Origin of the sequence: Nostoc sp. UHCC 0252 (genome assembly GCF_034931145.1) — a bacterium.
GTDB lineage: Bacteria > Cyanobacteriota > Cyanobacteriia > Cyanobacteriales > Nostocaceae > Nostoc.
The window spans coordinates 1-12,574 of the sequence record NZ_JAYGHE010000049.1; the positions used below are offsets into that span (position 1 = coordinate 1).

9 protein-coding genes and 1 pseudogene are annotated in these 12,574 nt (G+C 43.3%); 8 read left to right on the plus strand and 2 right to left on the minus strand.

Features of this window, described 5'->3' with window-relative positions:
• The 4 genes and pseudogenes from VB732_RS23450 to VB732_RS23465 all read left to right on the plus strand — a co-directional run.
• A pseudogene (locus VB732_RS23450) lies at positions 1–207 on the plus strand (Crp/Fnr family transcriptional regulator); the annotation flags it as partial.
• A gap of 114 nt (positions 208–321) precedes the next feature.
• The gene (locus VB732_RS23455) at positions 322–1,539 is read left to right on the plus strand and encodes a lipid-A-disaccharide synthase-related protein (protein ID WP_323233303.1); all 1,218 of its coding nucleotides are present in this window, start codon (positions 322–324) and stop codon (positions 1,537–1,539) included.
• A 123-nt stretch (positions 1,540–1,662) separates the two neighbouring features.
• Entirely contained in the window at positions 1,663–3,414 is a 1,752-nt protein-coding gene (locus VB732_RS23460) for an ABC transporter ATP-binding protein (RefSeq protein WP_323233304.1), read from the plus strand.
• 326 nt (positions 3,415–3,740) lie between these two features.
• Positions 3,741–5,519 (plus strand): M61 family metallopeptidase, encoded by a 1,779-nt coding sequence (locus tag VB732_RS23465; protein ID WP_323233305.1) that lies wholly within the window; start codon positions 3,741–3,743, stop codon positions 5,517–5,519.
• A 121-nt stretch (positions 5,520–5,640) separates the two neighbouring features.
• Here the strand turns inward: VB732_RS23465 and pyk are convergent, their stop codons facing one another.
• Positions 5,641–7,410: a pyruvate kinase gene (gene pyk / locus VB732_RS23470; RefSeq protein WP_323233306.1), complete on the minus strand. Its 1,770-nt coding sequence runs from the start codon at positions 7,408–7,410 to the stop codon at positions 5,641–5,643.
• Positions 7,411–7,789: 379 nt separating this feature from the next.
• Between pyk and crtR the strand changes: the two genes are divergently transcribed.
• Positions 7,790–8,680 carry a beta-carotene hydroxylase gene (gene crtR / locus VB732_RS23475; RefSeq protein WP_323233356.1) on the plus strand — a complete coding sequence of 297 codons (891 nt, stop codon included), beginning with the start codon at positions 7,790–7,792 and terminating at the stop codon, positions 8,678–8,680.
• 61 nt (positions 8,681–8,741) lie between these two features.
• On the opposite strand, the gene VB732_RS23480 is transcribed toward crtR, so the two are convergent.
• Positions 8,742–9,719, minus strand: a complete 978-nt coding sequence (locus tag VB732_RS23480) for a carbohydrate kinase (RefSeq protein WP_323233307.1) — start codon at positions 9,717–9,719, stop codon at positions 8,742–8,744.
• Positions 9,720–10,082: 363 nt separating this feature from the next.
• Here VB732_RS23480 and VB732_RS23485 point away from each other — a divergent pair, with 363 nt between their 5' ends.
• The 3 genes from VB732_RS23485 (at position 10,083) to VB732_RS23495 (ending at position 12,567) form a co-directional block, all read left to right on the plus strand.
• Positions 10,083–10,346, plus strand: coding sequence for a helix-turn-helix domain-containing protein (locus VB732_RS23485; RefSeq protein ID WP_012410583.1), 264 nt, complete (start codon positions 10,083–10,085; stop codon positions 10,344–10,346).
• A 398-nt stretch (positions 10,347–10,744) separates the two neighbouring features.
• Complete coding sequence (locus VB732_RS23490) at positions 10,745–11,446, plus strand: DUF6391 domain-containing protein (protein ID WP_323233308.1); 702 nt, start codon at positions 10,745–10,747, stop codon at positions 11,444–11,446.
• Between the two features lie 122 nt (positions 11,447–11,568).
• A complete protein-coding gene (locus tag VB732_RS23495; protein ID WP_323233309.1) occupies positions 11,569–12,567 on the plus strand; it encodes a glycosyltransferase in 999 nt (332 codons plus the stop codon).
• Positions 12,568–12,574: the final 7 nt, after the last annotated feature.

The following is a 12,574-nucleotide window of genomic DNA, read 5'->3' on the forward strand; positions in this document are numbered from 1 at the left end:
TGCTATGGTCAAGAATCAGACTTAGGGAGAGAAATTTTTAACATTCCCTTTAAAGATTTAGCAGAGGTTACAGAAATAGGCGTTGAAGAAACAACCAAAATCATGGAAAAACTTCATGAAAAAGGCTGGATCAAAATTGATAGTGACAACAACATCACTTATCTTGTGAACTTCAAACAGTTGATGAACTTGGCTGGCAAAGTGTGATGCTTTATTTATTCAGCGCTACAAATAAATATTTTTGACTCTCTTGGATTAGTCACCCAATGTAGGTTTAAAATCTTCACCAAGCAAGCATTTTAGACCTATCCAAATCCCAAGATGCCCTCTAAGCGAATCTTATTTATCAGTAACGGCCACGGAGAAGACAACCACACCTCTCATGTGATTCAGACCCTGCGCCAATTGTGTCCTTCTCTTGAGATGGCAGCAATGCCGATTGTGGGGGAAGGAAAAGCTTACCGCAGCTTGGACGTTCCCATTATTGGCCCGACCCAAACGATGCCCTCTGGAGGATTCTTTTACATGAAGCGCCTCTATTTGCTCAAAGATTTTCAGTCAGGATTAATTGGGTTAACGTGGCGACAGTTGCAAGCGGTGTTGGAGTATGCTCCCAACTGCGATTTAATTATGGCTACCGGGGATTTTGTCTCCCAGACATTTGCTTACTTAACAAAGCGTCCTTTTGTCTCGTTTATCTCTTGTCTTTCTGCCCTCTATGAAGGGCGATTGCGTCTCAATCCACTGTTGTGGCACGATCTTAATTCTTCTCGATGTCTGGCAGTTTTCACCAAGGATTCCCATACGGCTTATGACCTCGAACGGCAAGGTTTAACTAAAGCTCTGTTGGCTGGTATTCCGGCTTTAGATAGGCTCGTCCCTACGGGCAAAGACTTGCACCTGAAACCGGATGAGAGAGCGATCGCAATCTTACCAGGATCGCGGATGCCGGAAGCCGCGCGAAATTTTTGTTTGCTGTTACAACTAGTGGTAGAAATCGCCAAGGTGATGCCTGAGTCAGGATTACAGTTTCGTGCAGCCTTGATACCGAGTTTAATCGAGCAACTAGACGACATTGCCAAAAGTCAAGGTTGGCAGCTGACTCAAGGCATACTCACTTATTCTCCTCCAGGAAGTTCTACTGAGGAATCACCACTTGTAGAAGTGAGATGTTATTCAGATGCCTTCAGTGACATCCTATGTTACTCTACTCTCGTCATTGGTATGGCAGGTTTGGCAGTGGAGCAAGCTGTAGCGATCGGGAAACCTGTCATCCAGATTCCCGGTGAGGGCCCTCAATTTACCTATCAATTTGCAGAAGCGCAAACGCGGCTGTTGGGCAGTTCTGCCCAAACCATCGGCACTAAGCCAGCAACCCCTGAGATTCTCAAGCAAGCAGCTAAACGAGTAGTTGAAACTTTACAAGATTCAGACTACCTCGCTAAGTGCAAAGAAAATGGCCCTGAGCGATTTGGCCCACCCGGTGCATCTGAGAGAATTGCCCGCTTTATACTAAACTCTCTAGGAGAAACTGAGTAGAAATTGCGTCATAATTCAGGAGTCGGCACGGTTCGGTAACATGGTGTGGTAGGCTAACGCCTTAATACACCTGAATTCTGAATCCTGAATTCTGACTCCCGACTCCTGAATTCTTACTTACCTATGAAAGTCCGCTCTAGTTACTGGCAACTGTTGCCTTATCTCTGGCCCCAATGGCCGCTGTTAATTCGGGGATTAGCTTGTATCTTGGGATTTGTGTTATTCACCCTAGCAGTGCCCTATTTAGCAGGTCAGGTCGCTTTTTTTCTTGGTCAGGGAAATGTCAACCAGATTGCCTACTGGCTCGGACTAGCCACTTTGGTATTTTTTGTTCGAGGGCTTTGTCAATACGGGCAGAATGTCTTTATGATCGCTGCTACTCTGAACATGGTTTTAAACTTGCGTAAGCGCGTTTATGCCCACCTGCACAAACTTGGATTAGATTACTTTGAAACGACACAGACGGGAGACTTGACTTATCGCCTGACTGAAGATATAGATCGCGTCGGCGAAATTATTGATAAGTTATCTCATCAGTTTCTTTCCAATTTGTTGCAGTTAATTGCGATTCCCATTTACATGCTCTACCTAAATTGGCCCCTCACTCTTGCGGGTTTGATTTTGGCTCCTTTAATGGCTTGGTTGATCGGGCAATTTGGTCAGCGATTACTCGTGCTATCTCGCCAGAGCCAAAATCAGGTTTCCAATTTATCTGCGCTGCTAACTGAAGTATTTAGTGGGATTCGCGTTGTTCAAGCTTTTGCAGCCCAAGAATATGAAGTAAAGCGATTCAATAAAGAAGCAGAAATCAATCGCCAAGCTAAGTATCGCGCTCTACAACTCAAATCCATTCAGTTTCCCGTTGTCGGTTTTTTGGAAGCAGTTAGTATTATACTGCTGTTTTTATTGGGAGGATGGCAGATTTCTCAGGGGCAGTTGACATCTCAAGGGTTTATCAGTTTCTTAGCTGCTGTGGCTATACTGATTCAGCCAATCGACATGCTAATTAGCAATTACAACGAGTACAAACAGACCGAAGCTTCTGTTGAACGCATCTTTGAACTGATGGCTAAGGAACCTAGTATCAGCGAAAAATCGAATGCTCAGGCAATGCCACGAGTTATGGGCAAGGTAGAGTATCGTCATGTCGATTTTGCTTACAATCCCGATCAGCCAGTACTCAAGGATCTCTGCCTGCACGCTTCTCCTGGTAATGTGATTGCCTTGGTTGGTTCTTCTGGGGCGGGCAAATCGACTTTAATTAACCTTTTACTTCGCTTCTATGACCCTCAAGAGGGCGAAATTCTCATTGATGATATTGATATCCGTGATGTCAAACTCACCAGCCTCCGCCATCAAATTGGCATTGTTCCCCAAGACGTTACCCTTTTTTCAGGAACGATCGCTGAAAATATCGGTTACGGTCAGGAAAAATTAGATTTGGCAGCGATTCAGGAAGCAGCAAAGATTGCCAACGCTCACTCCTTTATCACCCAGTTTTCCCAGGGTTATCATACCTGGGTGGGAGAGCGCGGAGTTAACCTATCGGGAGGACAACGCCAAAGATTAGCGATCGCCAGAGCGATCGTCAACGATCCTCGAATTCTCATCCTGGATGAAGCCACTTCTGCCTTAGATTCGGAGTCGGAAGCATTAGTTCAAGAAGCGATCGAGCGAGTGATGCAAAACCGTACCGTGTTTGTTATCGCCCATCGCTTGAGTAGTGTTCGTAGGGCTGACTGCATTCTTGTACTAGAGCAAGGAAAGTTGGTTGAAACTGGTACTCACACCTCACTTCTGTCACAGGAAGGACGCTATGCCCGTTTTTATGCCCAACAGTTTTACTCTACAGATGAGCAAGGGAATAGGGAGTAGGGAGAGAGGCGATTAATCGCGTCTGTACGGGAAGGGAAATCAAACATCTGAGAACCTTCCGCCAGTGCAGATTTTGGTGCGATCGCGTAGCCCATCGTAAATATTGCAGGCTGCTAAATATGGTTGAAACACCCAAACGACCTGTAATAATTATGTACAATGCATAAGTAATATATTAGTTACGCAAAAGAAATAAACTGTAATCTTTATTTGAGAGCAAACGGATTTATCCGTAGGGTCTTAATTACTAATTACTATATTTTTTTACAAAACGCTCTGCGATCGCAAAGGGGGATACCCCATTCACAATTACCTCAGCACCCAAGATGACTGAAGCAACAGCAACCCGTCCCAACGCCTACATTCAGGAAGCCGGGCCAACTATTCATTACTTGGTGGCAATGTCTCAACCAGAAACCCATCTGTTTGAAGTAACTTTGCACCTTGTCAATCATTCCTCACCGATTCTCGATTTAAAATTGCCGGTGTGGACACCCGGTTCCTATTTAGTTCGGGAATATGCCAAGAATTTACAAGATTTCGTGGCTTTTGCAGAAGATAAGCCTTTACCTTGGCGAAAAATCAGTAAAAATCACTGGCAAGTAGACAAAACTGGTGTTTCAGAATTAACTGTACGTTACCGCATTTTTGCCAATGAGCTATCGGTACGGACAAATCACTTGGATGCTACTCACGGCTATTTTAATGGGGCAGCACTATTTTTTAGAATACCGGGCTGGGATAAGCAACCTATTCGCGTCACCATTGTACCACCACACCCGGAATGGCAGGTAACTACTGCTCTCACTCCCGTTGCTGAAGAAAATACTTTCTTAGCTAGCGATTTTGATACTCTAGTGGATACTCCCTTTGAGATTGGTAGCCACCAATTGTATAAATTTGAAGTTTTAGGAAAACCCCATGAACTGGCAATTTGGGGGAAAGGTAATTACGAAGTTGAGCAGTTAATTGCTGATATCCAAAAAATTATTCAGGTAGAAGCGCAGATGTTCGGCGGTTTGCCTTATGAACGATACGTGTTTCTGCTACATTTATTTAGTCAAGCTTTTGGCGGTTTGGAGCATAAAGACTCTTGCTCGTTAATTTATCAACGTTTTGGGTTTCGCGCTCAGGAAAAATACGATCGCTTTATGCAATTGGTAGCGCACGAGTTTTTTCACTTGTGGAACGTCAAACGAATTCGCCCAAAAGCATTAGAGGTTTTTGATTACGATCGAGAAAACTACACACCGTCATTGTGGTTTTGTGAGGGTACTACTAGTTACTACGATGTATTAATTCCTTTACGTGCAGGGATTTATGATATTAAGTCGTTTTTAAATAACTTGAGTAAAGAAATTACCAGATATGAAGTGACACCGGGGCGCAAGGTACAACCCGTTTCCGAGTCGAGTTTTGATGCCTGGATTAAACTTTATCGCCCCGATGCTAATAGTGGTAATTCCCAAATTTCTTACTATTTAAAAGGAGAGATGGTATCGTTGTTGCTGGATTTACTGATTCGTTCAACTCACGACAATCAGCGTTCCCTTGATGACGTGATGCTGAAAATGTGGCAGCAATTTGGTAAAGATGAAATTGGCTATACCCCAGAACAGTTGCAGGAAGTTATTGAATCTGTTGCCGGAATCGATTTGACTGATTTCTTTAAACGCTACATTGATAGTACAGAAGATTTACCTTTTAATCAGTATTTGGAACCTTTTGGTTTACAGCTGGTAGCTGAACAGCAAGAAGAACCTTACTTGGGTGTGAGAATAAATACAGAGAATGGGCGGGAGATGATTAAGTTTGTGGAAACTGGTTCACCTGCACAAGTAGGGGGAATTGATGCAGGTGATGAGTTGTTAGCAATTGATGGGATTAAGGTGACAGGGAATAGTTTAAGCGATCGCCTGAAAGATTACCAACCAAACGATAAGATCCAAGTTACAGTTTTCCACCAAGACGAACTGCGTACTTATTCCATTACCCTCGCCTCACCAAATCCCACTCGATATCAGGTAAAACCTGTTGAGTATCCAAACTCTACACAGCAGAAAAACTTTGCTGGATGGCTTGGATTTGCGATCGCAACTGTTTAATTTTAGGGAATTGGGCATTGGGCATTGGGCATTGGGAATTGCAAATGGGCTTATAATCAGTTGTTTTTCTTCCCCCTGCTCCCTGCTCCCTGCCCCCTTGCTTCTTCCCCAGTCCCCAATTTTAAGGCGTTCTCACCGCTCCAGAGTAAATCAAACCCCGTTGCAGATCCAGGGTTATAATCGCTCCATCTCGAATCACCTGTGTTGCCTGTTTCACGCCAACAATCACTGGTACACCGAGACGCAAGCCAATCACCGCCGCGTGACTTGTGAGACTTTCTTCTTCCGTAATAATTCCGGCAGATTTCCGAATAGCCTCAACAAAATCGGCACTAGTGCGCGGTGCAACTAATATGTCTCCAGGATTAAAGTTACTAACATCCATGCCAGTATTAGCCACCCGTGCGCGACCACTCACTAAACCTTGTCCGAGTCCAATTCCGTGACCTAGTACCGCCGTCACCACCTCTACCTTAATCAAATCTGTAGAGCCGGAAATTCCCTGGAGTGTACCAGCAGTCATCACTACTAAATCTCCCTCAGACAGTAATTTCAACTCCTGAGCCACATTAATCGCAGCTTGAAATGTCTGACCAGTGGAAGGTAATCCTAGTACCAATAGCGGTTTTACTCCCCACACCATCTGTAGCTGCCGCGCTACATTCACATGGGGGGTAACAGCCAAAATCGGTGTATTGGGACGGAACTTAGAGACATTGCGAGCAGTTGCCCCAGTTTGCGTTAAGGTCATGATTGCTGCTGCGCCTAGTTGTTCGGCAATTTGACCTACCGCTTGGCTAATGGCATTGGGAATGGAGCGCCTAGCATCTCTTACAGAACGCAAGTTTAAATGTTGGGCTTCTTCCTGCTCCATCCGCTCGGCAATCCGCGCCATTGTCGCTACTGCTTCTACAGGGAAGCTACCCACGGCAGTTTCATTGGAGAGCATCACCGCATCCGTGCCATCCAAAATCGCATTTGCCACATCCGACACTTCCGCACGGGTGGGGCGAGGATTGCTCACCATGCTGTCTAACATCTGGGTGGCGGTGATGATCGGAATCCCCAAGCGATTTGCTGTAGCAATTAGCCGCTTTTGAAGTACGGGAACATCTTCTGCTGGTAGTTCTACGCCTAAGTCGCCTCTAGCAACCATTACACCATCACATAAAGCCAGAACTGCTTCCATTTGTTCAATGGCTTCATGTTTTTCAATTTTGGCAACCACTGGCACTTGTTTGCCTGTGCTGGAAATTAGTTCTTTAATTTCGATCATGTCCTGCGGATTGCGGACAAAGGAAAGTGCCACCCAATCTACACCTTGATCTAGACCAAACATCAGATCCTCTCGATCTTTGTCGGTCATTGCCTTAATTGACAGGTAAACGCCGGGAAAGTTTACGCCTTTGTTGTTAGAAAGTTTACCAGGTACGGTGATGCGACAATGCAAATCACCTTTGTCCTTGTTAATCTCCTCTACAACCATTTCTACTCGTCCATCATCAAGGAGAATTTTTGCGCCAACCGGGACTTCTTCGGCTAAATAATCATAGGTGACGCAGCTAATTTCCTGTGTCCCTACTACCGGGCGATTTGTCAAGGTAAAGCGATCGCCTTTTGCCAAAATAATCGATCCGTTGTCAAACTTCCCCAAGCGAATTTTTGGGCCCTGCAAGTCTTGGAGAATAGCTACTGGTTGATTTAGTTCAAAGGCGGTTTGCCGAATTAAGCGAATACTACGCTGATGGTCGGCATGAGTTCCGTGGGAGAAGTTTAGCCGTAGCGTCGTGGCTCCCGCTTCAATAATTGCCTTGAGCATTTCAGGACTGCTAGTGGCAGGGCCAATAGTAGCGACAATTTTTGTCCGGCGCAGAGAATCTCTTAATTGCATAGGGGCTGAAGTGAGGGAGCTATCTGGGAAGTCATCGTAACTTAAGTTGAATCTCCTTTTCAGTCACTGCTATACCAATAAATGTAAGCAGTTAGAGAGGTTTTATGGGAGAGTGAGGGCTGTGGGATAGACTAGATATAGTACATCAATCTTGTATCTATCCTTCCAACGAAAGAGTTTATCCCGTCAACTTTTTGGCAATTACCATACCCCATTTATCAGTCAAGATTAGTTCAAGTCTTGAATCATAGCGTGATTCATCTATTGATATGCAAAGCTGTGGATAAATATTGCGATACAAAAGGTTACAAAACTTTATTCTTTCCTAATATTTGTCGTATATTCGTAATGTTTGATTAAGAAGGAGTCAATGTTAGAAATGATCGCATCGGAGGCACAAAAGCCACTGACAATCCCGCCAAAGGAATTTTTAGCGCCTCCTGGTGATTTTAATCCCACGCTACTGCTGTTTTTGGTAGCTGTAGCAATGCTGGTGTTATCTAACTTTGGTTACTGGCTTTGGGAATGGCCGCACTGGCTTTGCTTTAGCGTGAACACTATTGCTTTGCATTGTGCTGGGACAGTTATTCACGACGCTTGTCACCAATCAGCCCATCGCAACCGGGTAATGAATGCGATGTTAGGGCATGGTAGTGCATTGATGCTAGCTTTTGCTTTTCCAGTATTTACGCGGGTGCATTTACAGCATCACGGCCATGTCAACCATCCCAAAGATGATCCAGATCATTATGTCTCCACGGGTGGGCCGCTATGGTTGATTGCGGTGCGGTTTTTGTACCACGAGGTGTTTTTCTTTCAACGGCGATTATGGCGTAAATATGAACTACTAGAATGGTTCATCAGCCGCTTAATTGTCAGTGTAATTGTTTATATAGCAGTGCAATACCACTTTTTGGGTTACATTCTGAATTTTTGGTTTATACCAGCTTTTGTAGTGGGGATAGCACTGGGATTATTTTTTGACTATTTACCCCATCGTCCTTTTGCAGAGCGCGATCGCTGGAAAAATGCTCGCGTCTACCCAAATCCAGTTCTCAATATTCTAATTATGGGACAGAATTACCACTTAATTCATCATTTGTGGCCTTCGATTCCTTGGTATAATTACCAACCTGCATACTATGTTATGAAGCCACTTTTAGATGAAAAAGGATGTTATCAAAGTTCAGGATTATTACAGAAAAAGGACTTTTTTGAGTTTGTTTATGACATCTTTTTAGGAATTCGGTTACATCACCAAAAAGAATAGATAATTTTTGCCAAGAATATCAGTCTTTAGTGGCTGATATTCTTGTTAGTTTTGCTAGGTTTTAAAGTTTGTGTGTGCTTAAAAACGCTTCGACTTCCGCATTTGTTGGCTGGGAAGCGATCGCACCTGGTTTAGTGGTAGTCAGTGCCCCAACAGCACTAGCGTAGGTAACAATGCGTTTTGCTGTTTCGGTATCCCGCAAGCTGTGGATGCCATTCTGACTTAGTTGGTGGATGAATCCTGCTAAAAAGCTATCCCCTGCACCGGTGGTATCAACTACGGGGATGGAAAAAGAAGGTAATTTGCCTTCATTCTCACCCAAACAATAGGCGCAACCATTTTCTCCATCTGTCACTAACACTCCTTCAATTGAAGCCAAGCGGTAAGTAATGGCTCCGGGATCTGCGGTTTCAAATAGCCATTCCGCTTCTTCTTTAGAAAGTTTGAGGAAATCGACTCGCTTAAATAATTCTGGAATTTTTTGATGAGCGATGTTTGGCTCATCCCAAAATACAGGCCGCCAGTTGACATCTAGGACAATCTTCAGATCGTAATGTTCTGCTAACTCTAGAGCGCGGTAAATTGCCTTTTCACTTTCAGGATAGGCTAATTCTAAAGTACCCAAAACCAGAAAATCTGCCTCTTGAAACAGCGAATCTGGCAATTGTTTGGCTTGCAAGCGAGTATCGGCAAATTCTGCGGTGTCATACTCACCAAATCCGGCAAAGGTGCGATCGCCAGCCAGATCCCGTGTAACATAAACTTGCCGCGTTGGTGCTGTGGGATGGCGTTGTACCCCTGTTGTATCTACACCCACATCTTCTAATAGCTTAACCAGCGCATTTCCTGGTTCATCTTCACCAACGGCTCCAATAAATCCTGCTGTCGTCCCCAGCTTCACTAAAGCACAGGCTACGTTAGCTGGTGCCCCTCCTGGGTAGGGAGTCCAAGATTTAACTTCTTCCAGCTTTAATCCTAATTGATCGGCTAAACAATCAAACAAAATTTCACCGAGGCACAAAACACGGGAATTGCTCATTTCATTTTAGATTTTAGATTTCGATTTTGGATTAAGAATTTACAGTATAAAATCTACAACAATTTTTGCTAATCTGTCGCCAGTCCTTCATAGAATTCAATAGCAATTTTTACTACTCCATAACATCTATCTGCTTCTAATAATTGCCTAACCTATCTAAATATTTATACTAGTTTTTAACCTGCAACAAGTGTTGTATAATACTTGTGTATTGTCTTGATTTATATTTTTGCCAACTTGAAATCCAAAGAAAATATTGACAATAGTATTACTGCTAACACTTGAAACCCCTACCAACAAAAGAATCTTCTAGAATTAGAAAGAGCGATTAAGTAGATATACCAAAGGAGGATAGAAATAGTCATGGCTGGTGGCAAGTCTGAGACCCCCGTTAGTCTATCAGACAGAGAACTGCAAATTATCGACCTAGTGGCCGCTGGCTTAACTAACCAAGAGATTGCAGGAAAACTGGAGATTAGCAAACGTACAGTTGATAACCATATCAGTAATATTCTGACCAAGACCGAGACAGAAAATCGAGTAGCTCTTGTGCGCTGGGCTTTACAGTGGGGCAAAGTCTGCTTGAATGATGTCAATTGCTGTCTTCTGCCTAACCAGATCGAATAAACAATCTACTAGTAGCAACGTAATTGCTCTGGTCTGGTATGCTGACAAGCCAATTTTGAGGTTTACTGATTGTTTCCCTCTTCACGCCTAAGTTTTCAGTGTGAACACTCTACCAATTCCGAGTCCTTCACTCAGCCGGAGTTTATGTTAGTGGAGCCAGCTGACCCTCGGACTCGGAAACTATAATTCATATCAGAATTCCTTTCCAAGTTCAGCAGAATAGATGTAGCGCTGGGGACTGGGGATTGGGAATGGGGAGAAGCATCTACAAATGCCCCATATCCAATCCCTATACCAAATTCAAAATTATCCATAAAAATTAGCAACAATTCAGTGGTGCAAGCGTTACATTTGAGAGAAATCTATATTGCTCCATCGGCTTGGAGAGCGGTGTTCCAATGAATACTTCTGCTTCTTTTCAGGGTGGCTCGTCTCCCTTTGAATTTTTTAACTTTGATTTTGCGACACCTGTATCTGAGAAAGTTCCAGTACTAGAATACCGCCCCTTAGACTTTCCGCAACCGACACAGGATGCCGACTTACTCAAGCAACTATCATTTATTCCAGGGTTGAAAGAAATTCTGATGATCCGGCAGGTTCATGCCTTAGAACACGCTACTGTTTGGGTTCTTAGTGAATCACAAAGTGGCCAACCCGCTAAACGAGAAGCTACTAACGTTCAACCAGATAACGAACTGTTAGGCGGTCTGTCTACCGAGCATGGATTTTACCTTTATGGTGAAGTAAATATTAGTGATTTACGGCGTGCGATCGCACTTGCTCGACATCGTATTACAAATGGAGAATGGGATTTGGCTATACATCCCCGTTGTGGCACAAATTTATCAGTAGCAATGCTCTTAACAGCTGGACTAGCTGTCGGTGTGCATTTGTTACTACCATTTCGACCAATCGAACAACTTATAGGTTTGGGGTTAGCAGCAACGACAGCAGCTGAACTCTCTCCTGATTTAGGTTCTATGGCACAGCGTTACCTAACAACTGCCATTCCTTTTAACCTAACGATTGAAAATATTACCCGTACACGCGATGTTTGGGGGCGTGATGCACATTTTGTTAAAGTGGGCTGGGAAGAATGAGAGGGAGCAGGGAGCAGGGGGCAGGGTGACAAGATTACAAGATGACAAGGTGACAAAAGTTTAGAACTTACAACAAGTCTTTCCCATTCCCAATTCCCAATTCCCCATTACCTAAATAAATTATGAGAAAACTTTACTTCTTACTTCCCGGCACAGATGGTAAATTTGCCTGTGGTGGTCTTTGGGCTGAGTTAAAAGCACTTAAACTGGCTCAGAATTTCTCTAGTGCTGATGTTGTAACTTATCGTCAACGAGAAAAAGATAAGCTTTTTCTTGATGATTTGCTTAAAGAGAAAAATTTAAATGATGTAATTTTTGTCATTAGTTGGGGATTTCATATAGCTGAACTCGTGGCTAAACTCAAGCAATACAATGTCATTTACCATGCACATAGCGCAGGTTATCCATTTACACTACCTCCGAATATTCCGATTATCACTGTTAGCCGCTATACAATGGGATATTGGGGAGAAAAATCGCCCAATTCTCTGATTTATTATTTGCCGAATCAAATTTCTGATGAATTTCAAAATTTAGGACTGGAACGGGATATTGATGTTTTAGTTCAAGCTCGGAAGTCTTCTGAGTATTTAATGAAAGAATTGATTCCAGCGTTACAAAAACGTTGTAAAGTATTGGTTGTTGACTCTTATATAGAGGATTTACCGGGATTATTCAACCGAGCGAAGGTTTACCTATATGATTCGGCTGAGTACTGGGCGCAACAGGGTGTTAGCGAAGGATTTGGTCTACAACCAATGGAAGCTCTTGCTTGTGGTTGTCAAGTATTTTCTAGTGTCAATGGTGGACTGGCTGATTACTTAGACCCTGGATTTAATTGCTATAAAATTGCTGGATATTCTCAAGAATATGATGTCCAACGGATTCTGAAGGTGATTGATTCTTCAGTAGCTTTTAGTTTATCTGAAGAATTTTTGGTTGAGCATCGCACTGAAAATATTATTAAGCGTTTTCAAGTTATTCTGAATGAGCTAAATGAGTTTTTTGATCATAAAATTCAGCAGCCATCTAATATTAAGAGTTTGACGAAAATACGGATGGCGAAATTACTTGCTCAGAGGATATATGGTAAATTGAGGAAGAAATATTTTAAGTCATAGAAACGAA

Excerpts from the sequence above, each read along its gene's own strand:
- VB732_RS23455 (WP_323233303.1), top strand. The coding sequence starts at position 322 with ATGCCCTCTAAGCGAATCTTATTTATCAGTAACGGCCACGGAGAAGAC.
- VB732_RS23460 (WP_323233304.1), top strand. The coding sequence starts at position 1,663 with ATGAAAGTCCGCTCTAGTTACTGGCAACTGTTGCCTTATCTCTGGCCC.
- VB732_RS23465 (WP_323233305.1), top strand. The coding sequence starts at position 3,741 with ATGACTGAAGCAACAGCAACCCGTCCCAACGCCTACATTCAGGAAGCC.
- pyk (WP_323233306.1), bottom strand. The coding sequence starts at position 7,410 with ATGCAATTAAGAGATTCTCTGCGCCGGACAAAAATTGTCGCTACTATT.
- crtR (WP_323233356.1), top strand. The coding sequence starts at position 7,790 with ATGATCGCATCGGAGGCACAAAAGCCACTGACAATCCCGCCAAAGGAA.
- VB732_RS23480 (WP_323233307.1), bottom strand. The coding sequence starts at position 9,719 with ATGAGCAATTCCCGTGTTTTGTGCCTCGGTGAAATTTTGTTTGATTGT.
- VB732_RS23485 (WP_012410583.1), top strand. The coding sequence starts at position 10,083 with ATGGCTGGTGGCAAGTCTGAGACCCCCGTTAGTCTATCAGACAGAGAA.
- VB732_RS23490 (WP_323233308.1), top strand. The coding sequence starts at position 10,745 with ATGAATACTTCTGCTTCTTTTCAGGGTGGCTCGTCTCCCTTTGAATTT.
- VB732_RS23495 (WP_323233309.1), top strand. The coding sequence starts at position 11,569 with ATGAGAAAACTTTACTTCTTACTTCCCGGCACAGATGGTAAATTTGCC.